Annotated in this window: 26 protein-coding genes and 1 riboswitch; of the genes, 13 read left to right on the top strand and 13 right to left on the bottom strand. The window is 71.2% G+C overall.

Going from position 1 to position 25,238, the window contains the following annotated elements:
* Positions 1 to 62: 62 nt before the first annotated feature.
* Positions 63 to 911 (bottom strand): endonuclease domain-containing protein, encoded by an 849-nt coding sequence (locus J0P97_RS08790; protein WP_215487411.1) that lies wholly within the window; start codon positions 909 to 911, stop codon positions 63 to 65.
* Positions 912 to 1,211: 300 nt separating this feature from the next.
* On the opposite strand from J0P97_RS08790, the gene J0P97_RS08785 reads away from it, so the two are divergent.
* From J0P97_RS08785 to J0P97_RS08750, 8 genes are all read left to right on the top strand, one after another.
* Positions 1,212 to 1,778, top strand: a complete 567-nt coding sequence (locus J0P97_RS08785) for a GNAT family N-acetyltransferase (protein ID WP_215487410.1) — start codon at positions 1,212 to 1,214, stop codon at positions 1,776 to 1,778.
* 34 nt (positions 1,779 to 1,812) lie between these two features.
* The gene (locus J0P97_RS08780) at positions 1,813 to 2,724 is read left to right on the top strand and encodes an Fpg/Nei family DNA glycosylase (protein ID WP_215487409.1); all 912 of its coding nucleotides are present in this window, start codon (positions 1,813 to 1,815) and stop codon (positions 2,722 to 2,724) included.
* Positions 2,725 to 2,801: 77 nt separating this feature from the next.
* A riboswitch (FMN riboswitch) is annotated at positions 2,802 to 2,962 on the top strand.
* Positions 2,963 to 3,031: 69 nt separating this feature from the next.
* Positions 3,032 to 4,114: a bifunctional diaminohydroxyphosphoribosylaminopyrimidine deaminase/5-amino-6-(5-phosphoribosylamino)uracil reductase RibD gene (ribD, locus tag J0P97_RS08775; RefSeq protein WP_215487408.1), complete on the top strand. Its 1,083-nt coding sequence runs from the start codon at positions 3,032 to 3,034 to the stop codon at positions 4,112 to 4,114.
* 1 nt (position 4,115) lies between these two features.
* The gene (locus J0P97_RS08770) at positions 4,116 to 4,787 is read left to right on the top strand and encodes a riboflavin synthase (RefSeq protein ID WP_215487407.1); all 672 of its coding nucleotides are present in this window, start codon (positions 4,116 to 4,118) and stop codon (positions 4,785 to 4,787) included.
* The gene (ribA, locus tag J0P97_RS08765) at positions 4,784 to 6,076 is read left to right on the top strand and encodes a GTP cyclohydrolase II (protein WP_215487406.1); all 1,293 of its coding nucleotides are present in this window, start codon (positions 4,784 to 4,786) and stop codon (positions 6,074 to 6,076) included. Before J0P97_RS08770 ends, ribA begins: the two co-directional genes overlap by 4 nt.
* A complete protein-coding gene (gene ribH / locus J0P97_RS08760) occupies positions 6,073 to 6,546 on the top strand; it encodes a 6,7-dimethyl-8-ribityllumazine synthase (RefSeq protein WP_215487405.1) in 474 nt (157 codons plus the stop codon). Before ribA ends, ribH begins: the two co-directional genes overlap by 4 nt.
* An 87-nt stretch (positions 6,547 to 6,633) precedes the next feature.
* Positions 6,634 to 6,984 carry a Fe-S protein gene (locus tag J0P97_RS08755; RefSeq protein WP_215487404.1) on the top strand — a complete coding sequence of 117 codons (351 nt, stop codon included), beginning with the start codon at positions 6,634 to 6,636 and terminating at the stop codon, positions 6,982 to 6,984.
* A gap of 228 nt (positions 6,985 to 7,212) precedes the next feature.
* On the top strand, positions 7,213 to 8,619 hold the full coding sequence (locus tag J0P97_RS08750; protein WP_215487403.1) for an MFS transporter: 1,407 nt from the start codon (positions 7,213 to 7,215) through the stop codon (positions 8,617 to 8,619).
* Positions 8,620 to 8,712: 93 nt separating this feature from the next.
* Here the strand turns inward: J0P97_RS08750 and J0P97_RS08745 are convergent, their stop codons facing one another.
* The 7 genes from J0P97_RS08745 to J0P97_RS08715 all read right to left on the bottom strand — a co-directional run bounded on the left by J0P97_RS08745 (position 8,713) and on the right by J0P97_RS08715 (position 14,861).
* Entirely contained in the window at positions 8,713 to 9,540 is an 828-nt protein-coding gene (locus tag J0P97_RS08745; protein ID WP_215487402.1) for an ABC transporter permease, read from the bottom strand.
* Positions 9,537 to 10,433: an ABC transporter permease gene (locus J0P97_RS08740; protein WP_215487401.1), complete on the bottom strand. Its 897-nt coding sequence runs from the start codon at positions 10,431 to 10,433 to the stop codon at positions 9,537 to 9,539. The genes J0P97_RS08745 and J0P97_RS08740 overlap by 4 nt, the downstream gene beginning before the upstream one ends.
* Entirely contained in the window at positions 10,430 to 11,371 is a 942-nt protein-coding gene (locus J0P97_RS08735; RefSeq protein WP_215487400.1) for an ABC transporter ATP-binding protein, read from the bottom strand. Before J0P97_RS08735 ends, J0P97_RS08740 begins: the two co-directional genes overlap by 4 nt.
* Positions 11,372 to 11,447: 76 nt before the next feature.
* Positions 11,448 to 11,753, bottom strand: coding sequence for a putative quinol monooxygenase (locus tag J0P97_RS08730; RefSeq protein ID WP_215487399.1), 306 nt, complete (start codon positions 11,751 to 11,753; stop codon positions 11,448 to 11,450).
* A gap of 81 nt (positions 11,754 to 11,834) precedes the next feature.
* Positions 11,835 to 12,629 (bottom strand): ATP-binding cassette domain-containing protein, encoded by a 795-nt coding sequence (locus J0P97_RS08725; protein ID WP_215487548.1) that lies wholly within the window; start codon positions 12,627 to 12,629, stop codon positions 11,835 to 11,837.
* 2 nt (positions 12,630 to 12,631) lie between these two features.
* Entirely contained in the window at positions 12,632 to 13,666 is a 1,035-nt protein-coding gene (locus J0P97_RS08720; protein ID WP_215487398.1) for an ABC transporter permease, read from the bottom strand.
* Positions 13,667 to 13,742: 76 nt separating this feature from the next.
* Entirely contained in the window at positions 13,743 to 14,861 is a 1,119-nt protein-coding gene (locus J0P97_RS08715; protein ID WP_215487397.1) for a substrate-binding domain-containing protein, read from the bottom strand.
* A 166-nt stretch (positions 14,862 to 15,027) separates the two neighbouring features.
* On the opposite strand from J0P97_RS08715, the gene J0P97_RS08710 reads away from it, so the two are divergent.
* The 5 genes from J0P97_RS08710 (at position 15,028) to J0P97_RS08690 (ending at position 22,916) form a co-directional block, all read left to right on the top strand.
* Entirely contained in the window at positions 15,028 to 16,026 is a 999-nt protein-coding gene (locus J0P97_RS08710) for a LacI family DNA-binding transcriptional regulator (RefSeq protein WP_215487396.1), read from the top strand.
* A gap of 139 nt (positions 16,027 to 16,165) precedes the next feature.
* Positions 16,166 to 19,672: a GH32 C-terminal domain-containing protein gene (locus J0P97_RS15785; RefSeq protein WP_372449696.1), complete on the top strand. Its 3,507-nt coding sequence runs from the start codon at positions 16,166 to 16,168 to the stop codon at positions 19,670 to 19,672.
* Positions 19,673 to 19,717: 45 nt separating this feature from the next.
* Positions 19,718 to 20,611 (top strand): carbohydrate kinase family protein, encoded by an 894-nt coding sequence (locus J0P97_RS08700; protein WP_215487395.1) that lies wholly within the window; start codon positions 19,718 to 19,720, stop codon positions 20,609 to 20,611.
* A gap of 120 nt (positions 20,612 to 20,731) precedes the next feature.
* Positions 20,732 to 20,944: an AsnC family protein gene (locus tag J0P97_RS08695; RefSeq protein ID WP_215487394.1), complete on the top strand. Its 213-nt coding sequence runs from the start codon at positions 20,732 to 20,734 to the stop codon at positions 20,942 to 20,944.
* Positions 20,945 to 20,972: 28 nt separating this feature from the next.
* Positions 20,973 to 22,916, top strand: coding sequence for an ABC transporter ATP-binding protein (locus tag J0P97_RS08690; RefSeq protein ID WP_215487393.1), 1,944 nt, complete (start codon positions 20,973 to 20,975; stop codon positions 22,914 to 22,916).
* A gap of 78 nt (positions 22,917 to 22,994) precedes the next feature.
* On the opposite strand, the gene J0P97_RS08685 is transcribed toward J0P97_RS08690, so the two are convergent.
* Genes J0P97_RS08685 through J0P97_RS08665 form a run of 5 tightly spaced genes read right to left on the bottom strand, consistent with a single transcriptional unit; the run spans position 22,995 to position 25,090 of the window.
* The gene (locus J0P97_RS08685) at positions 22,995 to 23,540 is read right to left on the bottom strand and encodes a hypothetical protein (RefSeq protein WP_215487392.1); all 546 of its coding nucleotides are present in this window, start codon (positions 23,538 to 23,540) and stop codon (positions 22,995 to 22,997) included.
* Complete coding sequence (locus J0P97_RS08680; RefSeq protein ID WP_215487391.1) at positions 23,537 to 24,124, bottom strand: Asp23/Gls24 family envelope stress response protein; 588 nt, start codon at positions 24,122 to 24,124, stop codon at positions 23,537 to 23,539. Before J0P97_RS08680 ends, J0P97_RS08685 begins: the two co-directional genes overlap by 4 nt.
* On the bottom strand, positions 24,121 to 24,441 hold the full coding sequence (locus J0P97_RS08675) for a hypothetical protein (protein WP_215487390.1): 321 nt from the start codon (positions 24,439 to 24,441) through the stop codon (positions 24,121 to 24,123). Before J0P97_RS08675 ends, J0P97_RS08680 begins: the two co-directional genes overlap by 4 nt.
* On the bottom strand, positions 24,438 to 24,635 hold the full coding sequence (locus J0P97_RS08670; protein ID WP_282837122.1) for a DUF2273 domain-containing protein: 198 nt from the start codon (positions 24,633 to 24,635) through the stop codon (positions 24,438 to 24,440). The genes J0P97_RS08675 and J0P97_RS08670 overlap by 4 nt, the downstream gene beginning before the upstream one ends.
* On the bottom strand, positions 24,632 to 25,090 hold the full coding sequence (locus J0P97_RS08665; protein WP_215487389.1) for an Asp23/Gls24 family envelope stress response protein: 459 nt from the start codon (positions 25,088 to 25,090) through the stop codon (positions 24,632 to 24,634). Before J0P97_RS08665 ends, J0P97_RS08670 begins: the two co-directional genes overlap by 4 nt.
* Positions 25,091 to 25,238: the final 148 nt, after the last annotated feature.

Here is a 25,238-nt window from a genome sequence, read left to right as displayed (position 1 = left end):
CGCGTGACCGCGTCAGGGGCGGGCCGGGGGAACGATCCTGCAATCGGTACGCGGATCGCGTGTCACGCCACCCGACGCTGGCCGAGCAGTCCTCGCAGTGCGGCGAACACCTCGTCGGGGCGATGCATGATGCGCGCCGCAGTGAGGCGCAGCGTGCCGTAGCCGAGTGCCGCCAGGGCGAGATCGCGGTCGTGGTCGACTTCCTGCTGAGCCCAGTCGGAGTGGAACTCCCTGCTGTCGCACTCCACGACGAGCCAGCCGTCGAGAAGCAGATCCACACGTCCGACCCCGTCGAAGAAGACCTGCAGCCGGATGTCGCACCCCAGCATCCGCGCCATGAGTCGGACGAACGTCTCGGGACCTGACTCCGCCCGCCCATCGACCAGCGACTCGAGCACCTGGAATCGAGCCGGAAGACGCGAGAACACGTCTCGCAGCTCAGGAGCGGACAGCACACCCAGGTGAAGGAGGCTGTCCAGCGTCGCGACGGCGGCCCTCGGCGACTGGCACCGGACGGCATGGGCTGCAGCATCCACGATGCCGACGACGCACGACGATCCTCCCGGTTCGCTGAGGGAGCTCCAGTGCACGACGGGCGCCGGGACGCCCCTCCCGGCGGCGATGCGCGCACGCGCGTCGGCCGGATCGCGCAGACGACCGTCGGTCGGGTTGACGTGCACGTGCAGACGGTGGTTCTCGAAGACGAAGACGCCCCGCATCGCCAGCAGCGAGAGGCACGTGAGACGCCCGCCCACGCGGACCGCGCGGACGATGGTGTCCGGGGTCCCGCCGCCGAGATAGCGATCCCGGCGTGCGCGGACGATGACGCCTGCGCGGAGCGCCGCCTGAATGGATCGGCGCGTGTACCCCTGCGCGAGCAGGTCGGCGCGGGTCAGGAACTCCACGGACATGACGCGATCGTCGCGCGGCGAGGGCGGGCGGGCGGTCGATCCCGATCATCTGTGGACGGATCCGCGGCGGCCCTCGCTGGGGAGGAGGCGTTGACCGACCGCTCCTCTCGGCGCCGCCTCGCTTTCGAGGGCCGGCCGTACCGATTGCAGGACCGCTGCGGCGCGGTGGGGTGGAGGTCCGCGAGATTCCCGCGCCCGCGGGATGCGGGCGGGCGAGTGTTCCTGCAATCGGTACGCACCGCGGCTGAGAGGGCGCGAACCAGGCGTCGGCGATGAGGGCGGCGGAGTTAGGGTCAGAGGATGGAACCGGTGACGCTGCGGACGGGCCGGCTCGAGCTGTCGGCACCACGTCAGGACGACGCCGCGGCCGTGTTCGCCGCGTGCCAGGACGAGTCGATCCGGCAGAACACCCCGGCGCCCACGCCGTTCACCCACCAGGATGCGGACGCGCTCATCGCGAAGGCGCACGAGGGCTGGCGCACCGGCGAACACCTCGTGTGGGCGGTGCGCGAGCGGGATGTGTTCTGCGGCATCGTCGGCCTCTACCGTGTCGACGGCCGGGGGTCGGGCGAGCTCGGCTACTGGCTCGCGCCGACGGCGCGCGGGCGCGGGATCCTGACCGAGGCGGCGACCGCCGTCCTCGCGTGGGGCTTCTCGGACGACGGCGCGGCCCTCCACCGCATCGAGTGGCACGCCGTGGCCGACAACACACCGTCAGCCCGGGTCGCGCGGACCCTCGGGTTTCGCTTCGAGGGGGTGCGACGAGCCGCCCTCCACGGCATGACGGGCCGCGTGGACGGCTGGGCGGCGGCGCTGCTGCGCACCGACGACCGATCCCCCACCCGGTGGCCCGTCCTCGCGGACTGACCCGCACGTCGGAGGTGCGTGCGAGGATGGGCGCATGCCGGAGATGCCCGAGGTCGAGGGACTCACCCGCTTCCTCGGCGAGCGCGCGGCGGGGCTGACGATCACGAAGGCGAGGGTCGCGAACATCGCCGCCCTGAAGACCTACGATCCACCGATCGATGCCCTCGTCGGCGCGCGCGTCGTGTCCGCGTCACGTCACGGCAAATTCGTGGACCTGAGGCTGGATGCCGGCGCACCCGACCCCGCCGCTGACCATGCATCCGCGTTCGCACAGACGGAGATCCACCTCGTGTTCCACCTCGCGAAGGCGGGCTGGCTGCGCTGGTACGAGACGCTCCCGGCGACGGTGATCCGCCCGGGAAAGACCCCGATCGCCCTCCGGGTCGGCTTCGATGACGGTTCGGGCTTCGACCTCACCGAGGCGGGCACGAAGAAGTCGCTCGCCGTCTCGGTCGTCCGGCACCCGCAGGACGTGCCGGGTGTCGCCCGGCTCGGCCCCGATCCCCTGCAGCCCGCGTTCACGCGCGACGTGTTCGCCACGCTCCTCGCGGGCCGGCGGACCCAGATCAAGGGAGTCCTGCGCGACCAGTCGATCATCGCGGGCGTCGGCAACGCGTACTCCGATGAGATCCTCCATGCCGCGAGGATGTCGCCCTACGCCCTCGCGGCGAACCTGTCGCCCGAGGAGATCACGCGGCTGTACGAGGCGATGCGCTCCACCCTGACCGATGCCGTGAACCAGGCATCCGGTCGCCCTCCGGCCGAGCTCAAGGATGCCAAGCGGCGCGGGATGGCGGTGCACGGCCGACGCGGCGAGGCCTGCCCGGTCTGCGGAGACGAGGTGCGGAGCGTCTTCTTCGCGGACAACTCCCTGGAGTACTGCCCGACCTGCCAGACCGGCGGCAAGCTCCTCGCCGACCGTCGGCTGTCGCGTCTGCTCAAGTGATCTGCGCCCGCAATCGGCGGCGCCGCGTCATGGAATGAAACGGCGCGGAGCGCGTTGAGTAGGATCGAGAGCAGAACAACGTGCTCCGGGGTCGGTGAGAATCCGAACCGGCGGTGACAGTCCGCGAGCCCCGTCGTCCCCAGGACGACACGGGTCGACCCGGTGGAATTCCGGGACCGACGGTGATGCGGTGCCTTCCGAGGAAGGGACCGCGAGTCCGGATGGGAGGCAGCACGGGCGGGGCCGTTCGCGGCGCCCGTCGTGCCGATCGCGCATCGCACACCCGGAGACCGACGAAGGACGACGGATGACCGGGGAAGAGCGCGAACAGCGTCAGCAGCGCGAAGAGCGCGCCATGGCGCGTGCGCAGAGCCTCGCGCTCCGGGGACCCCGCGGCGTCAACCCGCAGGTGGGCGCCGTCCTTCTGAGCCCGAACGGCGACGTCCTCGCCGAGGGCTGGCACCGCGGTGCGGGAACGGCACACGCCGAGGTCGACGCACTGTCGCAGCTGTCCGCGGATGCTGCGCGGGGCGCGACCGCCGTCGTGAGCCTCGAACCGTGCAACCACACCGGGCGCACAGGTCCGTGCGCCGAGGCGCTCATCGCCGCGGGCATCGCGCGGGTCGTGTACGCGGTCGATGACCCGGGCCTGCGTTCCAGCGGCGGTGCAGACCGCCTGCGCGCGGCGGGCGTCGACGTGGATGCCGGCGTCCTCGCCGACGACGGGACTGCGCTCCTCGACTCCTGGCTCACCGTGCAGCGGCTCGGCCGCCCGCACGTGACGGTGAAGTGGGCGCAGTCGCTCGACGGCCGCGCAGCGGCATCCGACGGAACGAGCCAGTGGATCACCGGACCCGTCGCGCGCGCCGATGTGCACCGTCGCCGCGCCCTCGCTGACGCGATCGTGGTCGGCACGGGCACGCTCCTCACCGACGACCCCGCTCTCACCGCCCGCGGTCCCGACGGAACGCTCCTCGCCGAGCAGCCGCGGCCGGTCGTGGTCGGCACCCGCGCCGTGCCGCAGAGCGCACGCGTCCGCACGCACCCGAGGCCGTTCCTGCAGGACGAGGGGGATGACCTCCCCGACCTCCTTGACCGCCTCCGCGAACTCGGCATCCAGCGGGTCTTCGTCGAGGGCGGGCCGACGCTGGCCTCGTCCTTCCTGCGCGCGGGGATCGCCGACGAGGTCCTCGTGTACGTCGCCCCCACTCTCCTGGGCGGCGACCGGCTCGCGACCGGCGATCTCGGCGTCCCCACGATCGGCGCGCAGCGCCGCCTGGACATCGCGTCGGTGGACAGGCTCGGCGACGACCTGCTCGTCATCGCACACCCCATCTCGCCGGCCCCGGCCCTCCTGCCTGCCCCGGCCCTCTCGAAGGGAGACACCTGACATGTTCACCGGAATCATCGAAGAGCGCGGAGAGGTCGTCGCCGTCGACCCCTCGGGCGACGGCGTGCGACTGACGATCCGCGGTCCGAAGGCCGTATCGGATGCCGCGCAGGGCGATTCGATCGCCGTGAGCGGCGTCTGCCTCACGGTCACAGGCCAGGGCGCGGACTGGTTCACCGCCGATGTCATGCGTCAGACGCTCGACGTCACGAGCCTCGTCGGCGTCGCCCCCGGCACCCCCGTCAACCTCGAGCGCGCACTCTCCGCGCACACGCGGCTCGGCGGCCACATCGTCCAAGGGCACGTCGACGGCACCGGTATCGTGCAAGAGGTGCGCCCCGGCGCGCAGTGGCAGGTCGTCCGCATCTCCCTCCCGGCGGAGCTCGCCCCGCTCGTCGTCGACAAGGGGTCGATCACCGTGGACGGGGTCTCCCTCACCGTCAGCGCCGTCTCCCCCGCCCCCTCGACGGGCTCGGGGACCGGAGACGGCTCGGGGACCGAGGCGGAGCAGTGGTTCGAGGTGTCGCTGATCCCGGAGACCCTCGCGGTGACGACCCTCGGCGAGCGCACGCCCGGCGACCGCGTCAACCTCGAGACAGACATCCTCGCGCGTCACGTGCAGCGACTGCTCGCCTTCTCCCACCCCACCTCGAACGAAGGAGGCTCCCGATGAGCCTTTCCCCCATCACCGACGCACTCGACGCCCTCCGCGAAGGACGGCCGGTCATCGTCGCCGACGACGAGAACCGCGAGAACGAGGGCGACATCATCCTGTCGGCCCAGCTCGCCACCCCCGAGTGGCTCGCCTGGACGATCCGGTGGTCCAGCGGGTTCCTCTGCGCCCCGATGCCGGCCGAATGGGCCGACCGCCTCGACCTGCCGCCCATGGTGGCGGTGAACGAGGACACGCGCGGCACGGCGTACACGGTCAGCGTCGACGCGGCGGACAAGGTCTCCACGGGCATCAGCGCCACCGACCGCTCCCACACGCTCAACGTGCTCGCCGACCCCTCCTCCACCCCGGCGTCGGTGATCCGCCCCGGCCACGTCCTGCCGCTGCGGGCCGTCGACGGCGGCGTGCGCGAACGCGCCGGACACACGGAGGCGGGGGTCGAGCTCATGCGGCTCGCGGGCCTTCAGCCCGTCGCCGCCATCGGGGAGGTCGTGGCCGAGGACGGATCGATGATGCGCCTGCCCGGGCTCCTGGAGATGGGCGAACGCGAGGGCGTGCCCGTCATCACCATCGAGCAGCTCATCGCCTACCTCGACGAGATCGAGCCGGTCGCCGAGCCCGCCCCGCACGCTCCCCGGCGCCGCGTGAGCCTGCGGGCCGAAGCGCACGTGCCGACCTCGCACGGGGACTTCCGCTTCCTCGCGTACAAGGACCGGATGACCGGCACCGACCACATCGCGGTCGTCTCGGGCGACCTGACCGAGGATGCCCCCCTCGTGCGGGTGCACTCGGAGTGCCTCACGGGCGAGGCGTTCGGCTCACTCAAGTGCGAGTGCGGTCCGCAGCTGGATGCCGCCCTCGACGCGATCGCGGAAGACGGCGGCGTCGTGGTCTACATGCGCGGCCACGAGGGGCGCGGAATCGGCCTCATCAACAAGCTCCGCGCCTACAGCCTGCAGGAACGCGGGCTCGACACCGTCGACGCGAACCTCGCCCTGGGCCTTCCCGCGGACGCGCGCGACTACGCGGCGGCGGCGGGGATCCTCGCCGACCTCGGCGTCGAGAGGCTCCGACTGCTGACGAACAACACCGACAAGGTCGCGCAGCTGCGCGAACTCGGCCTCGAGATCGTCGAGCAGGTCCCGCTCGTCGTCGGCGTCGGACCCAACAACCACCAGTACCTCGAGACCAAGCGCGATCGGATGGGTCACATCATCGGCGCCGCCGAACTCGAGGCGGCCCTCGCGGCCGGCGCGGACCACGCACTCACCACGGAGGAGAACGCATGAGCGGCCACGGCGCACCCGAGACCCGGCCGATCGACGGGGCGGGCCTGCGGGTCGTCGTCGTCGCCGGGCTCTGGCACGACGTCATCACCGACGGACTGATCGCGGGTGCGGAGCGCGTGCTCGAGGCCGCGGGGGCGGACTGGCGCCTCGTGCGCGTCCCCGGGTCGTTCGAGCTGCCCGTCGCGGCGAAGGCTGCCCTCGAGGGCGGCGCGGACGCCGTCGTCGCCCTCGGTGTCATCATCCGCGGCGGCACCCCGCACTTCGAGTTCGTCTCGTCGGCGGCGACCGACGGGCTCACGCGCGTCGCCCTCGACGCGGGCAAGCCGGTCGGATTCGGCGTGCTCACCCTCGACGACGAGCAGCAGGGCATCGATCGCGCGGGCCTTCCCGGCTCGAAGGAGGACAAGGGTGCCGAGGCCGCGGATGCCGCGCTGCGCACCGCGCTCCTCCTCCGTGAGCTGCGCGGCTGAAGGCGGCTGAGCGCGGTCGCGCGGGCGAGCGCGCGGCGGACGCACATCGTGGACGCGGGCCCGCCATCCTTCAGGTAGACTGAGGGTATGGAGATCCTGCGTCATGCCGTCGTCCTCGTCCACCTGACCGGTTTCGCGATCCTGTTCGGGGCGTGGGTCGTCGAAGCGGTGGGGCAGCGCCGCATCACCCGCCTCATGACGTGGGGCATGGTGATCGCCGCGGTCGCAGGCCTCGCGCTCGCCGCCCCGTGGGGCATCGAGTACCCGCTCAACTACGTCAAGCTCGGCGTGAAGCTCGTCGTGCTCCTCATCATCGGCGCCCTGCTGGGCATCGGGACCGCCCGGCAGCGGAGGACGGGCGCGGTCGCACCGGCCCTGTTCTGGCTCATCGGGATCCTGACCTTCCTCAACGCAGGCATCGCGGTGCTCTGGCGCTGATCCGCGCGCACCACCGGCACAGGGTGGATGCCTCGGCCCGGCACCGCCGGCGCCCGAAGGCATCCACCCTTTCGTCGCGGGCGTAGGATCGAAGGCGGTGCCGCGATCCTGCCGGCGCCCCCGGTGTCCCCCGCCGCGACGCCCGCCGCATCACCCCTGCTCCGGACGACCGCCACCGGCGTGTCCCACGAGGACCTCTCTTCGATCTCCGACAGGTTCTCTCTTCGCATGTCTGCTGCACCTCAGGTGGCTCCTGCCACCGCCCCCGCACCCGCCAACTCCCGCGCCCGTGTCATCACCGCGAGCCTCGTGGGCACGACGATCGAGTTCTACGACTTCTACGTCTACGCGACCGCCGCGGTCCTCGTGTTCCCGGTCCTCTTCTTCCCCACCGGCAACGAGACGACGGCCCTCCTCTCCTCGTTCGCCGTCTTCGGCGCCGCGATGATCGCGCGCCCCATCGGCGCCGTCGTCTTCGGACACTTCGGCGACCGCTTCGGCCGCAAGGCGACCCTCGTGGCGTCCCTGCTCACGATGGGCATCGCGACCTTCCTGATCGGATGCCTGCCGACCTTCGACGGCATCGGATGGTGGGCGGCGTTCCTGCTCCTGGTCCTCCGCCTGTTCCAGGGCTTCGCGCTCGGCGGCGAATGGTCGGGCGCGGCCCTGGTCGCCACCGAGAACGCGCCGAAGGGCAAGCGCGCCTGGTACGGCACCTTCCCGCAGCTGGGCGCGCCCATCGGCTTCATCATCGCGAACACGATCTTCCTCGTGATCAACTTCGCCCTCCCCCACCCGGACGGCCCGATGCAGCGCTCCGAGGCCTTCCTCGCGTGGGGCTGGCGGATCCCCTTCCTCTTCTCCGCGGTCATGGTGATCATCGGCCTGTGGGTGCGCCTCAAGCTCGTGGAGTCGGCGACGTTCGCGGCCGCCGAGAAGAAGGGGGCGCTCCGCCGCTTCCCGCTCGGCGAGGTCATCCGGGGGCACTGGAAGAACCTGATCATCGGCACGTTCATCATGCTCGCGACCTACGTGCTCTTCTACCTGATGACGAGCTTCACCCTCGCCTACGGCACGAAGGCCGTCGACGCCCCCGTACCGGGCCTCGGGTTCGGGTACACCGACTTCGTCATCATGCAGATCATCGGCGTGGTGTTCTTCGGCATCTTCACCCTCCTCTCCGGTCCGATCGCGGATGCCGTGGGCCGGCGCAAGCTCCTCCTCTGGGTGACCGCCGTCATCGGCATCCTCGGGCTGACGTTCAACGTGTTCCTCCTGCCGCACGTCGACCCGAAGTTCACCGGCGCGCTCGTGCAGGCCTTCCTCGTGTTCGGCTTCATGCTGATGGGGGCGACGTTCGGGCCCATGGGCGCCGTTCTGCCGGAGCTCTTCCCGACCAACGTCCGCTACACCGGCTCGGCGATCGCGTACAACGTCGCCTCCATCCTCGGCGCCGCCGTCGCGCCGTCGATCGCGCTCGGGCTCTGGGCGGCCGCGGGCGGTGAGCCGTGGCTCGTGGGCGTCTACCTCTCCGGATCGGCCGTGCTCACCTTCATCGCGCTCCTCGTCTCGAAGGAGACGAAGGACGTCGACTACGACACGAACATCGGGCTCGGCGAGACCGGCTCGCTCTAGATCCCGCACGGGCGAACGGCGGATGCCGAGGGGGCGCGTTCCCCGCGGCATCCGCCGTTCCGCGTCGCCGGCGCCGGACGCCTCGGACGCGCGTCAGTCGAGGAACAGCGCGCGCAGACGCGTCGTCGTGAAGACGAGACCGATCGCCACCATCACGGCGTAGTACACCACGTGCCAGAGCATGCCGACACTCAGGATGCCGGTCGTCAGCCCGCGGATGAGCTCCACCCCGTGCCAGAGCGGAAGCGCCATGACGATCTGCTGGACCCACCCGGGGTAGACCGTGATCGGGTAGAACGTGGCCGAGAAGAGGAACATCGGCAGAAGCACGAAGGTGATCCAGTCCATCTGCTGGAAGGTCTTCATGAAGCTCGTCACGGCCATCCCGACGCTCGCGAAGCCGAAGGCGATGAGCACGACCGCCGGCAGGGCGAGCACTGCCGTCCAGGAGAGGTTCAGCCCCAGGATCTGCATGATGATCATGAACCCGGTGGCATAGGCGAGCCCCCGCAGGAGCGCGTAGACGATCTCTCCGAGGGCGACATCCAGCGGCCCGAGCGAGGTCGACAGCATGCCCTCGTAGAGCCTGCCGTAGTTCAGGCGGAAGAAGACGTTCCACGTCGAGTCGTAGATCGCGCCGTTCATGGCGGAGACCGCGAGCAGCGCGGGCGCGATGAACGCCGCATAGCTGACATCCACACCCTGGGCGGTCTGCACGTCGCCGATGAGGGCGCCGAGCCCGATCCCCATCGAGGCGAGGTAGAACACCGGCTCGAAGAACCCGGAGAGCACGACCGCCCAGCTCGACGAGCGCGCCGCGATGAGCCCCCGCTGCACGACCGCCTGCGGGTTGCCCGCCCAGAGCGCCCGCACCCCGCCGCCGCGGACCGGGGTGCGCGTTCCGGAGGAGACGGCGGTCATTTCGCCAGCCTCTCGACGAACACGCGGCGCGCCCACACCGCGCCCACGACGACGAGAGCGACGAGGTAGCCGATGTGGACGGCGATCATCCACGGCGGGACGGCGGCGCCGTACGTGGCGACCCGGCCGAGTTCGGCCCCGTGCCAGAGCGGTGACACCCAGCCGATCCACTGCAGCCAGACCGGGAGGGTGTCCAGCGGATAGAAGGTGCCGGAGAAGAGGAACATCGGCATGAAGACGAAGCGCTGCACGAGGGCGAACTGCCCCCGGTCGTCTTCGATCGACCCCGCATACGCCAGCAGCGGTACTCCGAAAGCGAGCCCCGCGAGCACGCCGGCGAGGATCGCGAGCCACCCCGTGCCCGGATGCGGGACGGCCCCGAAGGGAAGCAGCCACACGATCAGGTAGTAGGCCACGGCCGCGACGACCATGCGCGCGGTGGCGCCGGCGATGACGCCCGCCGCGATCTGCGGGCTCGACAGCGGCGAGGCGCTGAAGCCGTAGAAGTATCGCCGCCACTTGAATCCCGCCAGGACCGGGTAGGTCATCTCCTCGCTCGCGACCGAGATGGTCGCGGTCGCGAGGAGGGCGGGGGCGACGAACATCAGGTAGCTCACGGCCACGCCATGATCGACGATCGGCACCTGGATGAGGGCCGCCAGCCCCACCGCGAGCCCCAGCAGGTAGAGGATCGGCTGGCCGATGGCGCCGACCACGATCGTCCACCCGTAGGCGCGCATCGCGCGCACCATGTGCTCGGTGACGTACCAGGTCCCGAACCGGCGGGGCCGGCGCGCCCACGCGAACGCCTCGGCGCGCAGCGCGTCGAGATCCGACGGTGCCGTGGCATCCGACGAGGATGCCGGGAACGGTGCGGAGGGCGAGGCGCTCATTCGATCAGCGACCTGCCGGTGAGTCGGAGGAACACATCCTCCAGGGAGGAGCGGCGCACGAGCGAGGTCACCGGCTCGAGACCCGCAGCGGCCACCCGCTCGAGGGCGGCCTCGCCGTCGGCGGTATAGATGAGGACCCGATCGGGGAGGACCTCCACGCGGTCGCCGACGGCGTGGAGGCGTTCGGCGGCCTGCGCGTTGCGGTCGGAGCCGAAGCGCACCTCGAGCACCTCACGGCTCGAGTGCTCGCGGATGAGGGAGGAGGGAGTGCCCTCCGCCATGATCCGCCCCTTGTCCACGACGATGAGCCGGTCGCAGAGCTGCTCGGCCTCGTCCATGTAGTGGGTCGTGAGGACGAGGGTCGTCCCCCGCTCCTTGAGCCGGAACAGCCGATCCCACAGGACGTGCCGCGCCTGCGGGTCCAGGCCCGTCGTCGGCTCGTCCAGGAGGAGGATGCGCGGGTCGTTGATGAGGCCCCGCGCGATCGTCAGACGCCGTTTCATGCCGCCGGAGAGCTGGTCGACCTTGCTCGTCGCCTTGTCCTCGAGCTGGGCGAAGGCGAGAAGCTCGTCGGCCTTGCGGTGGCAGACCTTGCCGGGGAGGCCGAAGTACCGACCGTAGATGTAGAGGTTCTCGCGGGCGTTGAGCTCTCCGTCGAGGTTGTCCTGCTGGGGGACGACGCCCAGGCGCGAGCGGATCTCGGGGCCGCAGCGGTCCGGATCGAGCCCGAGGATCTCGAGGTCTCCGGCGGTGCGGGACGAGACGGCCCCGATCATCTTCATCGTCGTCGACTTGCCGGCGCCGTTCGGGCCGAGCAGGCCGAAGGACTCCCCCGGAGCGACCTCGAAGTCGATCCCCCCGACGGCGACGACGTCGGGCTTCCCCTTGACGCGGTAGGACTTCGCGAGCCCGTGGGCACGGATGACGGGTGCTGGCACGAGACCACCGTAGCGACCGTCGGCGACACGGTGTTCCCCGCCGGCCGAGTCGGACCCGCGGCCCGGACCGCCCGCGTCAGGCGGCGGGCTCGGCCGCCTGCTCGAGAAAGCTGAGCTGCGAGCCGTCCTCCACGATGAGCGGCCCGAGCGCCGCGTTGAACGGGGCGCCGTACGGAGCGGCGAGGTGGGCGGCGAACGCCGCCTCGTCGGCGTAGACCTCGAACACGAAGAAGCGATCAGCGTCCTCGCGTCGACGGTATGCGTCGAAGACGACGTTGCCGGGCTCCTCCCGCACCTGGGCCACGAGGCCGGTCAGCAGGCTCTCGACCTCGTCGGCACGGCCGGGCTGCGCAGTGAACTCGGCGTAGAGGGTCACAGTCATCGGATGTCCTTCCGGGTGGGGTCTGATCGGGTGGATGCGCCGCGCGAGGTCGTGACCCCAGACCTCGCGCGGCGCGCGGGGTCAGCCCTGGGCCGCCCCGGTCATGATGGCCACCGCGTCGGTCATCGAGTGCGACTGCGGCGTGATCGTCGCGGCGCGCTTGCCGAGGCGCTGGATGTGGATGCGATCGGCGACCTGGAACACGTGCGGCATGTTGTGTGAGATGAGGATGACCGGCACCCCGTTCTCGCGCAGCCGCTGGATGAGCTCGAGCACCATGTTCGACTCGCGCACGCCGAGCGCCGCGGTGGGCTCGTCGAGGATCACGACCTTCGACCCGAACGCGGCGGCGCGTGCGACGGCGACCGCCTGCCGCTGACCCCCGGAGAGGTTCTCCACCGGCACGGTGACATCCTGCAGGGTGGAGATGCCGAGGCGCTGCACCTCCGCGCGGGCATCCTTGCGCATGCCCGACGAGTCGAGGACCCGGAAGACCGAGCCGAGGATGCCGCTCTTGCGCCGCTCCCGCCCGAGGAACAGGTTCGACGCGACGTCCAGAGCCGGGGAGACGGCCAGGTTCTGGTAGACCGTCTCGATGCCGGCGGCACGGGCATCCTGCGGCCGCTTGAAGTGGACCTGCTCGCCGTCCAGGAAGAGACCGCCCTCGTCGGGGATGTACGCCCCCGTGAGGCACTTGATGAGGGTGGACTTGCCGGCGCCGTTGTCGCCGATGACGGCGAGGACTTCGCCGGGATAGAGCTGGAGGCTCACGCCGTCGAGGCCGACGACCCGCCCGAAGGTCTTGACGAGGCGCTTGGCCTCGAGGACGGGCACGGCCGGGTTCTGTCCCGCCGGCGCTGCCGAGGTGTCTGCGATGGTCACTTGCGAACCTTCCTGATCCACTGGTCGATGGAGACCGCGACGATGACGAGGATGCCGATCGCGAGGGTCTGGTAGAGACCGTCGACGCCCGCGAGGAACAGTCCGTTGCGGAAGACGCCGACGATCACGGCGCCCAGGAGCGAGCCCCAGATGACGCCCCGCCCGCCGAAGAGGGACGTCCCGCCGATGACGACCGCGGTGATCGAGTCGAGGTTCAGGTCCGCCCCGGCGTTGGGGCTGGCTGCGCCCGAGCGGCCGATCTGGATCCACGCCGCGACGGCGAGGACGGCGCCCGCGGCGACGTAGACGCTCATGAGCACCTTGCCCGTGGAGATACCGGCCAGACGCGCCGACTCGGCGTCGTCGCCGACGGCGTACACGTGGCGGCCCCAGGCGGTGCGCCCGAGGATGTAGGCGACGAGTGCGTAGAGCGCCAGCATGACGATGACGCCGACGGTCAGCCGCACATCGCCGATCGGGATCGCCGTCGCGGTCCACGTGAGGAGGTCCGGCATCTCCGCCTTCCGCACGGTCTGACCGCCGCTGTAGAGCAGCGTCAGCGCGAGGAAGATGTTGAACGTGCCGAGGGTCGCGATGAACGGCGGCAGCTTGACGCGCGTCACGAGGAAGCCGTTGAGCGCCCCGGCGGCGAGAGCGGCGAGAAGGCCGAGGAACAGCGCGATCGCGGCGGGAACGCCGTTCTCCGCCGCCGTCTTGGCCATCACCATCGAGGCCAGGATCATGGCGGCACCCACCGACAGGTCGATGCCCGCGGTGAGGATGATGAGGGTCTGCGCGATCGCGACGGTGCCGACGACGGACACCTGGTCGAGGACGAGCGAGAGGTTCGCCGGGGCGAAGAATCGCGGGTTGATCGCGCCGAAGACGATGATCGAGAGCACGAGCACGACGGCCGGGCTGATGGCGGGATAGCGGTGCAGCAGACCGCGGACGCGGTCGAGCGGCGTGCGCCGGTCGAGGAACTCGGCGGCGAGATCGAGAGTACTGGTCGGTGGTGCGGTAGCGGTCATGGGGGTCACTCCATGGGTCGAGGTGGGAAGAAGGGATGGCGGGTGGGGCGGCGGACCGCCCCACCCGGAGGAGGTGTTACTTCGTTCCCCAGCAGCTGTCGGCGCCCTTGGTGGTGTCGATCGAGTCGACGCCGTCGACCGGAGTGTCGGTCACGAGCGAGACGCCCGTGTTGAAGAAGTCGAGGCCGTCGGAGACCGAGGGCTTCTCGCCGGTCTTCACGAGCTTCGTGATCGCCTCGACCCCGAGCTCGGCCATCTTGACCGGGTACTGCTGGCTCGTGGCGTCGATGATGCCGTCCTTGACCTGCTGAACGCCGGCGCAGCCACCGTCGATGGAGACGATGGTGACCTTCTTCGGGTCCTTGCCGGCCGCCTCGAGCGCCTGGTAGGCGCCGTAGGCCGCGGGCTCGTTGATCGTGTAGACCACGTTGATGTCGGGGTTCTTGGCGAGGAGGTTCTCCATCGCCGTGCGGCCGCCGTCCTCGGCGCCCTCGGACGCCTCGTTGCCGACGATCGTGTACGAGCCGCCCTTGCCGCCGGTGTACTTCCCGGTGGGTGCCTCGTCGCCGTTGACCTTGTCGTCGTTCAGCGCGATGCCCATGCCGTCGAGGAAGCCCTGGTCGCGGTTGTAGTCGACGGAGACGGCCTTGTCGTTGAACAGGTCGATGAGACCGATGACAGCGTCGCCGCCGTCGAGGCTCCCGGCCGTCCACTTGCCGATGTTCTGCCCGGCGAGGAAGTTGTCGGTCGCGAACGTGATGTCCACCGCGTCGGCCGGGTCGGGCACGGTGTCCAGGGCGATGACGAACAGGCCCGCGTCGCGCGCCTTCGCGATCGCATCGAGGACGGCGGGACCGTTCGGCGTGATGAGGATGCCCTTGTCGCCCTTGGAGATGGCCGCCTCGATCGCCTGGATCTGCGTGTCCTCGTCACCGTCCTCCTTGCCGGCGGCGACGGTCAGCTGCACGCCGTCCTTCTCGGCCGCGGCCTTCGCGCCGTCCTCCATCGCGATGAAGAAGGGGTTGGAGTTGGTCTTCACGATGAGCGAGACCCCGATCGCCTCGGAGCTGTCACCCGTGGCGTCGCCGCTTCCGGCGGTCGTCCCCGACGAGCAGCCGGTCAGCGTGAGTGCCGCGACGCCTGCGACGGCGGCCGCGCCCAGAAGCGTCCGACCCGTCCACGTGATCTTCTTCATTGAATGTCCTCTCGGTGTCCGATGTCTCGGCTGACATCGATGTCAAAGTCGTTCTTAGTCGACGTCGCCCGCTATGGTCAAGGAAGAATTCCCACTCCGAGATCAGATTGTGACATCGATGTCAGAACACGCCGCCCTCGCTGCCACCCGCCGACGACGCGCAACGATGAAGGATGTCGCCGCGCTGGCGCGCGTCGGAACGAAGACCGTGTCGCGCGTCATCAACTTCGAGCCCAACGTGTCGCCGGCCACGTCCGAACGCGTCTGGGACGCGGTCCGCGCCCTCGACTACCACGTCGACCTCCAAGCCGGGAGCCTGCGTCGGACGAGCGGGCGCACACGCACGCTCGGCCTCCTCGTCAGCAGCGTGGACAACCCGTTCGCCGCCGCCATCAACCGCGCGGTCGAGGATGCCGCCTCCCCTCGTGAGGTCGCGGTGTTCGCCTCGAGCCTCGACGACGACGCCGCGCGCGAAGAGGCCGCGGTCAAGGCCTTCCTGCGGCGCCGCGTCGACGGGCTCATCCTCACCACGATGTCGCGCAACGCCGGATACCTCCTCTCGACGATGGAGCGCGGCACGCCGATCGTCTTCGTCGACCGCGAGCCGGCCGGCATCGACGCCGACGTGGTGACGAGCGACAACCGGGCGGGCTCCGCGCGGGCCGCGCGCCACCTCCTGCAGCGCGGGCATCGTCGCATCGCCGTCCTCACCGACCGCCTCGACATCCAGACCGCCGCCGAGCGTCGCGACGGATTCCTCGCCGAACTCGACCGGGCGGAGCTCGCGGGCGGCGCACTGATCGCCCCGGAGCTGCACGGGCCGGAGCAGGCCGAGCATGCGCTCCGCGAGATGCTCACCTCCGACGATCCGCCGACGGCGGTCTTCAGCGCACAGAACCTCATCACCGAGGGCGCCCTGCGCGCGATCCGCGCCCTGGGCCTGCAGCACCGCGTCGCCCTCGTCGGCTTCGACGAGGTTCCGCTGGGCGATCTGCTGGAGCCGGGGGTCACCGTCATCCGGCAGGATCCGCAGGCGATCGGAGCGCGAGCGGCGGAGCGGATCTTCGCGCGCATCGACGGCGACGACGGCCCTCCGCAGCGCATCGTCATCCCGACCGAGCTCGTCGAGCGCGGCAGCGGCGAGATCGCCGTCCCGCGCGACTGATCCGGAGGACCGCTGGGTGACATCGATGTCGCCGTCGCGATCCGGGGCGCTTGCATTGTCCGCTGGACAATCCCTAGCATCGCGCTCATCACCGATTGACATCGATGTCAGTCGTTTCGCGCGATGGAGGGCGATCATGATGAACACCACCCGAGGGCGGATGCGTCCGCCGACGGCACCCACCCGACGAGGCCTTCACCGGGCCGCGGCCCTGCTCACCGTGGCCGGCCTCGCCGTCGCCCTGCAGGTGGCCTCGCCCGCCCAGGCGGCCGATCCCGACGTCTCAGACCCCGCACAGCAGCAATACCGGCCGCTCGTCCACTTCACCCCCGAAGAGAACTGGATGAACGACCCCAATGGCATGGTGTACGTCGACGGCACCTACCACCTCTTCTACCAGCACAACCCCCAGGGCACCCGCTGGGGGAACATGAGCTGGGGGCACGCGACCTCCACCGACCTCATGACCTGGCAGGAGCAGCCCCTCGCCATCCCGCAGAGCTTCGACGAGAACGGCGTCCCGACCGAGGACATCTTCTCGGGCTCGGTCGTCTACGACGAGAACAACACCTCGGGCCTCGCCGCGCCCGGGCAGCCCGGCCCCCTGGTCGCGGTGTACACCTCGGCCTACACGGCGGACGACCCCCGCTTCCCCGGCATCCAGGCGCAGTCCGTCGCGTACAGCGTCGACAAGGGCCAGACCTGGACGAAGTACGCCCACAATCCCGTGCTGAACCGCGATTCGCAGAACTTCCGCGACCCGAAGGTGTTCCGCTACGACGGGCCGACCGGCTCGTACTGGGTCATGGCGGCCGTCGAGGCGACCGAGCACCGCGTGCTGCTGTACCGCAGCGACGATCTCCTCGACTGGACGTACCTCTCCGACTTCGGTCCGGCCAACTCGGTCGGCGGGATCTGGGAGTGCCCCGATCTGTTCCCCCTCCCCGTCGACGGCGACCCCGGCAACCAGAAGTGGGTGATGGTCGTCAACCTCAACCCGGGCGGTGTCGCGGGCGGCAGCGGCGGCCAGTACTTCGTCGGCGACTTCGACGGCACGACCTTCACGAGCGAGTCCACCGTGACCTCCGATGCCCTCCCGACCGGCGATACCTTCGCCGACTTCGAGAACGGCTACGGCGACTGGACCCCGCACAACGAGCCCGGCAACGGGAAGAACGGGCCGTGGACGGACGCCCCCGCCACCGGCGCGCTCCCGGGCCAGAGCCCCGTCACCGGCTTCGTCGGCGCGGGTCTGGTGAACGGCTTCACCGACGGCGACTGGCCCGTCGGCACCCTCGACTCGCCGAGCTTCACGATCGGCCAGCCCTTCGTCAATCTGCTCGTCGGCGGCGGCAACCATCCCCACCTCGCGGGCACGCAGCTCGCCAACGACCCTCCGGCCGGTCGGACCCTCTTCGACTTCGAGCTGCCCGACGGGCAGACCCTCGCGGACTCGGGGTGGACCCTCACCGGCGACTTCGCCACCGACCCGTCCCGCAACCCCTCGACCGCCGGCGGCGACTACTACCTCGGTAGGGGGCGGATCAACACGTGGGAGGGCGGCCCGAACGGCGACGACAACCAAGGCGAGATGACGTCACCGACCTTCACGATCGACGGCGATGACGTGTCCTTCCTCATCGGGGGCGGCAAGCGCGACGACGGCTCGCTGGCGGCGGAGCTGCTCGTGGACGGCCAGGTCGTGCGCACGCAGACGGGGCCCAACGCCGGTCAGCTGAACTGGCGCAGCTGGGACGTCTCCGACCTCCGCGGGCAGACCGCGCAGATCCGGATCGTCGACCACGCGACGGGCGGGTGGGGCCACCTCACGTTCGACCACGTGGTGATCGGCGACACCGCCGCCGCGGCCCGGTCCGAGGAGACCTCGGTGAACCTCGTCGTCGACGGCCAGGTCGTGCGCAGCGCCACGGGGAGCAACAGCGAGACCCTCGACTGGGCGAGCTGGAACGTGCGGGACCTCATCGGCAAGGAGGCGCACATCCAGGTCGTCGACAACAACCGGTTCGGCTGGGGGCACATCCTGCTCGATCAGGTCATGTTCTCCGGATCGCCGGCCGGCACGCGACTGGAGGGCTACGACTGGCTCGACTGGGGGCGCGACTACTACGCCGGCGTCTCGTACTCGGGAGCCCCGACGAGCGGGCGCATCATGCAGGCCTGGATGAACAACTGGGACTACTCGCAGGACATCCCCACCTCGACGTGGCGCAGCTCCATGGCGCTGCCGCGCGAGGTGACGCTCGTCTCCACACCGAAGGGTCCGCGCCTCTCGCAGAAGCCCGTGGCGCAGGTGCAGGATCAGCGTGACCTCGCCGCCGCGCAGACGCGCACGGACGTGGCCCTGGACGGGCCGGTCGACCTCGATGGGCTGCGCGCATCCACCGCGCGCGTCGACGTCGTCCTCCGGCCCGGCGAGAGCGGCCGGTCGGGCATCACGGTGTTCGGCGACGACACGAGCGGCACGCGGATCGGCTACGACAGCGACACCGGCCGCGTCTTCATCGACCGCACCGCGTCGGGGCAGACCGACTTCAGCGCACTCTTCCCGAGCGTCGACGACGCGCCCGTCGCGCTGAACCCGGACGGGACGGTCACCCTGGAGCTCTACCTGGACCGCGCGTCCGTGGAGCTGTTCACGGCCGACGGACGTGTGACCATCACCGACCAGGTGTTCCCGAACGCGGGCGCCGACGCGGTCACCGCATGGTCGGAGGGTGGGACGGCACAGCTGCAGAGCATCACCGTCACCCCCCTGCGGGCCACGATGTGGAAGGCGCCGGACCCGACGCCCCCCGTCATCACTCCGACCGTGACCGGAACGGCCGGCGCGAACGGCTGGTACACCTCGGATGTCGCTGCGAACTGGACCGTCGCCGACGGCGAGTCCACGGTGACGGGGTCGGAGGGATGCCTCGACTCGGCGGTGACCTCCGATACGCCCGGCCTCACGCTCACCTGCCACGCGACCAGCGCCGGCGGCACGGCCCGAAGCGACGTCGTCATCGCGCGCGATGCGACGGCGCCCACGGTGAGCCTCGTGGGCGGCCCGGACGACGGCGCCGCCTACTCCGCGGGGACTCTTCCCGCCGCGCCGACGTGCACGGCATCCGATGCGACGAGCGGCATCGCGGGAGCGTGCGCGGTCAGCGGGTACGGAACCGGCGTGGGGACCCACACCGTGTCGGCGCAGGCGGTGGATGCCGCGGGGAACGCAGCATCCGTCTCCCGCACGTACACCGTCCAGCCGGCGGCGGTGCCCCATCGCGCGGACCTGTCGGTCACGGTCAGCGGCGCGCCCTCCGTGTGGCTCAGCGGCACGCAGGCGACCCTGACCGTGACGGTCGCGAACCGCGGCCCGCGCGCCTCGGCACTGACGGTGGCCTCGCTGGCGGTCGGTCCGGGGCTGTCGATCGTCTCGGCGCCGGGCGCGAAGGTGCGCCTGGGCGCCCAGACGGCGTCGTGGACGGAAGCCGAGATCGCATCCGGCGCGTCGCGGACCTATCGTGTGGTCGTGGCCGCGTCACGCGTACCGGGGCTGCGCCTGCTGATCGGGTCGGTCGTCGGGACCGTGCCCGATCCGTATCCGTCGAACAACATCGACACCCAGAGCGTCTGGGTGCGCTGACACCGCCCCGCGCGGCAGGATGAACCCTATGAGAGGACACACCCCATGACCGTCCCACCCCACCCGAGCGTTCTCGTGATCGGCGAAGCCCTGATGGACATCACCGATTCGGCCGCGGGGGTGATCGAGACCCCCGGCGGCGGACCTGCCAACGTCGCCCTGGGGCTCGCTCGCCGGGGCGTCGACACGGCGCTGCTGGCGAGCCTCGGCCGCGACGCCCGCGGGCTCGTGATCGCCGCGCATCTGGAGGAGTCCGGGGTGATCGTCCACCCGGACACCTTCCACGACCGCGCGACCTCGACCGCTCGGGCGACTTTGGATGAGACCGGGGCGGCGACGTACGACTTCGACATCTCCTGGGAGATCCCCGAAGCCGTGTCCGTCGACGAGCCCGCGGTGATCCACACCGGGTCGCTGGCGACGTTCCTCGAGCCGGGGGCCGACGCCGTGGCGCAGCTGCTCGCCGCGCACCCCGCGGCCGTCGTGACCTTCGATCCCAACATCCGGCCGGCGCTCGTCGGCTCGCCCGCCGCCGCCCGCGCGCGGTTCGAGGGGGTCGCCCGGCGGGCGGCCGTGGTCAAGCTGAGCGACGAGGATGCGGACTTCCTCTTCCCCGAGACCGATCTGCCGGACGTGCTCGACGCCATCCTCGCCCTCGGCCCCCGCCTCGTGGCGATCACACGGGGAGGGGCCGGTGCGATCCTCTCGACGGCGACCGATCGCATCGAGGTGGCCGCTCCGCGCGCGTCGGTCGTCGACACGATCGGCGCCGGCGACACGTTCATGGCGTCACTGCTCACCGAGCCGTCGGTGCGGGCGGGCGTCGCCCCCTCCGCCGCAGACCTCCAGGAGATCGGCGAACGCGCGGTCGCCGCAGCCGCCGTCACGGTGAGCCGCGCAGGAGCGGACCTCCCCTGGGAGAGCGAGCTCACGCTCTGAGCTGAGCGACACGCCGGTCGTGCTCGGAGACGGTGTGGTCGGAGCCGGAGGTCGGGGATGCCACGCCGGGCCGTCAACCACGGTTGACAGTTGTCCGGAGTGTCAACTATGGTTGACGTCATGAGCGATCAGATCAGGACAGCCATCGCGGCAGCCGACGGCGACGAACCCCTGGCTGCGCTCCGTCGACTGCGGGCGCTCCACGCCGACCTCGCGCGCGCCGAGGCGGAGCAGGTGCGCCGGGCCCGCGCCCGCGCGTACTCCTGGGTGGCGATCGCCGACGCCCTGGACGTCAGCCGTCAGGCCGCGCACAAGAAATACGGGCGAAGATAGAGACACCCGATCTCTGCAGGAAGCCGCCATGTCCTCTGCCACCCCCGCCGCACGCCGCCGCGGCCGCTCCGCCCGCACGAAGGACGACGGTCCCCGCGCCGGCCTCCGACAGCTCCTGCCCTTCGTCTTCGAGCACACCGGGGTCCTCGTCGCCGTCGGCATCCTGAGCGTCCTGGCGGCCATCGCGACCCTGGCCCAGCCCGTCGTCGTCGGTCAGGTCATCCAGCGCGTGCAGGCGCAGCTGCCGCTCGGCGCCCTCGTCTGGCTCCTCATCGGTCTCGTCGTCGTCGGCTCGATCATCAGCGGCATCCAGCACTTCCTGCTGCAGCGCACGGGAACGGCGGTCGTGTATTCGAGCCGCCGCCGGCTGATCGCCCAGCTGCTGCACCTGCCGGTGCGGGAGTACGACGCGCGGCGCACCGGCGACCTCGTGTCGCGGGTCGGCACCGACACGACCCTCCTGTACGCCGTCCTCACGCAGGGGCTCGCCGATTCCCTCGGGAACGCGCTCATCTTCGTCGGCGCCGTCGTCGCGATGCTCCTCATCGACCCTGTGCTCCTCGCCCTCATCCTCGTCGTCGTCGGCGCGTCGGTCGCGGTCGTCGTGACGCTCAGCGGTCGCATCCGTCGCGCGACCACCGCGCAGCAGGAGCGGGTCGGCGAGCTGGCTTCCGGGGTCGAACGCGCCATCGGATCCATCCGGACGATCCGGGCCGCGGGCGCGGCGAACCGCGAGCAGGCCGAGATCGACCGGGCGGCGCGAGGCGCGTACGACGCGGGCGTGCAGGTCGCGAAGGCCTCCGCCTTCATCGTTCCGATCGCGGGGATCGCACTGCAGGTGTCCCTCCTCGTGGTCCTCGGCGTCGGCGGGTTCCGCGTGGCATCCGGAGCTTTGACGATCGCGCAGCTCGTGACGTTCGTGATGTTCCTCTTCTTCCTCGTCCAGCCGCTGGCCTCGTTCCTCGGCGCGATCACCTCGGTGAATCAGGCGCTCGGCGCCCTGGGACGAATCCAGGAGGTGCTCGATCTGCCGACGGAGACGGCGGCGGATGCCGAGGTCGCCGCCCGCGCCGAGGATGCCCGCCACAGGGACGGCGCCGCCGACCTCACCGGACCCGTCCGCACGATCGATGACCTCCTGGCGACCCGCGACGCCCCGGCGATCGAGTTCCGCGACGTCCGCTTCCGTTACCCCGCCGCCGTCGTGCGCGCCCGTCGGAGCGCCGAGGAGGAGGCCGCGCGGGCACTCGCGGACGTGCACGCCGACACGGTGGACCTCGCCCCCGCGCGAGGCGAGGTCCTGCGGGGCGTCTCGTTCGCGGTGCCGCGCGGTGCCCGGGTGGCGATCGTCGGTCCGTCCGGCGCCGGCAAGTCGACGACCCTCGCGCTGATCGAGCGGTTCTACGATCCGGATGCCGGATCGGTGCTGCTGGACGGCACCGACATCCGCCGCATCGACCGGCCGCGCCTGCGCGCGCAGCTCGGCTACGTCGAGCAGGACGCCCCGACCCTCGCCGGAACCATCGGCGACAACCTGCGCCTGGCCTCCCCCGAGGCATCCGACGCCGCCTGCGAGCGGGTGCTCCGGGCGGTCAACCTCGGCGAGGTCCTGGGGCGCTCGCCCCTCGGGCTCGAGGCCCCCGTCGGCGAGGCGGGCGTCATGCTCTCCGGCGGTGAACGCCAGCGGCTCGCGATCGCCCGCGCGCTGCTCGCCGCCCCGCCGATCCTCCTGCTCGACGAGTCGACGTCCTCCCTCGACGGCCTCAACGAGCAGCGGATGCGCGACGCGATCGACGCCGTCGCCGCCGGCCGCACGCTCGTCGTCATCGCGCACCGGCTGTCGACCGTCGTCGACAGCGACCTCATCATCGTGCTCGACCACGGCGAGGTCGTCGGTCAGGGGACGCACGCCGAGCTCGTCGAGACGGTGCCCCTGTACCGCGAACTCGCCCGTCACCAGCTGCTCGTCTGAGCGGTCGCGCCGCCGCTGATCGGGATCGGGACCGGGAGCGACTCCAGCTCGGAGATCGACGACAGGACCGGAGTGCGGTCAGACGACGCAGCGCTCGTGAGCGAAGGTGGACCGGAGGCCCGCGGTCACCTGCACGACCAGGGGAAGGGCCAGTCCGAGCCGCTGGTCGGTGTCGGCGACCGCGTCCGCCAGACGCGCGCGCAGAGACGCGAGGTCGGCGCGGGGCCGCACCTCGACCCGGATGCGGACGACGCGCCGCTCGGTGGCCGCGGACACGGACAGGACGTCCGGGAGGTCGCCGAGCGAAGAGCGGACGAGGTCGGCGACGACCGTGTCATCGATCGAGACGCCCTCCATCCGAGCAGCGGTGTGCTCGCGGCGCGGCACGCGGGACAGCACGATCGCGACGGCGACGATCACCGCCACCAGGGCCGCTCCGGCGAGGATCCACGCCCAGGAGACGGCGGAGAGTCCGCTCTGCCGGCGGGCATCCTCCAGGGCGCCCAGCAGCGGAAGCGGCGCACCGGTGACGACGGGCCAGATCGCGACAGCGGCGACGGCGAACGCCACGAGGGCGAGGAGGAACAGGATCAGGCGATTGCCCACGCGGGTGACGAGGGTCATGACAGGCGTCCTTCCTTGGTGATGTCGACGCGGGCGCGCAGCTGCGGTGCCGCGCCCACATCGTCGAGCAGGCGTGCGGTCGCCCCCTCGACCGCGCCGCGGTCGACGTCGAAACCGGTGACCGGCTCGAGGACGACGCGCGCGCGACGACCGCCGATGTGCGTGGACACCTGACCGCGCGGGACGGATGCCGCCTCTCCCGCCGCGCGGGAGAGCGCACCGGCGAGGACGGCGTCGTCCACGACGAGCGGCGCCCGTCCGACGGTCAGGGCGCGGCGATGGGTGCGACCCGGGGCGATCGCGCCCCAGAGACACAGGATGCCGAGGACGGCCGCGACCACGGCGACCGCGATTCCGGGCGTGGCCCCGGCGGTCAGGGCATCCGTGATCTGCGCGGGCGACGCCAGGAGAGCCGGGCGTCCGAGGGCGAAGAGCACCGCCTCGGCGCCGAGGAGACCGGCGACGGCCATGGCGGCGAGGAGCGCGACCGAGGTCCACACGGTGCGGGAGCGGGAACGCAGTCGCCGCGCGGCGCTGCGCGCCTTCGGCTCATCCGCCGTCGAGGCGTTCGGCGAGTCGGTCACGAGAGCCTCCTGTGCTCGGATGCGATGAGGTGGGTGACGCGCAGCCGCACGTCGGCGATGCGCGCACCGGTGAGGTCGGTGGTGCGTTCTGCGGTGCGCTGTCGCGCCTGTGCGGCGCGGATGGCGACGGGTGCGCCTCCCTCGGGAATGGCGCTCTCCAGTTCCAGAGCCAGGCCGCCGCGGTCGTCGCGCACCCGGGCGCGGACCTCTCGGGGCGCGACGCGCAGTTCATCGGCGAGGACCGCCTGGGCGACGCGCTGATAGGCCCGCGCCGAGATGGTCACCGAGCCGCCGACCCGCGCGGCATCCACCGTCACCCCACCCGCCGGCCGCGGGCCGCGTCCACCGCCGCGCGGAGGTTGATCCGGCCCGATACGGCGGCTCCGACGAGCGCGCCCACGGCGGCGAGGACGGCGACGAGCACCATGCCCCAGAACCCGAAGGTCAGGGCGGCGAAGGCGAGGAGCGCGCCCGCCGCCGCGCCCCACACGGTGGCCGACGTGCCGATCACCGGACGCGCTCCGGCTCGGGCGCGGCGCCCTCGTCCTCACCCGGGATGTGGACGTCGACGATGGTCACGTTGACCTCGGTGATCTCCATGCCCGCGAGCTGCGTGATGGCGTCGGAGACGGCGGTGCGGACATCGGATGCCACGCGCTGCAGCTGCTCGGGGTACTCGGCGACGATCGTGATGTCAGCGGCGACCTGCGTCTCGCCGACTTCCACGCTCACCCCCTGGCTGAGGTCCTTCGCGCCGACGGCCTCGCGGATCGAGCCGATGACGCGCGCCGCGCCGCCGCCCAGGGCGTGCACGCCGGGCACGGAAGAGGCGGCGATACCGGCGATCTTGGCGATGACGGGGTCGACGATGACCGTCTTGCCGCCCTCGCCCGCGGCGATGGTCGTCGCTCCCGCGCCGGAGGTGGGGGCGGAGGGGGTGCGCGTGGGGGTGTTCGGGGTGCTCATGATGTCGTTCCCTTTCTGAGGCCTCGGTCGAGGTCGTTCATGGGTATGACGGGCGAAGCACGCGATTCGTCACGGTCCTCTCCCTGGCAGTTCGCTGAGTGCGCGGATGCCGCACCGTCGCTACCGCACCCGGTCGCGCCCGGCAACC

The organism is Microbacterium flavum, from assembly GCF_018717645.1.
Lineage (GTDB): Bacteria > Actinomycetota > Actinomycetes > Actinomycetales > Microbacteriaceae > Microbacterium > Microbacterium flavum.
This window is presented reverse-complemented; position numbering and strand designations above follow the sequence as displayed.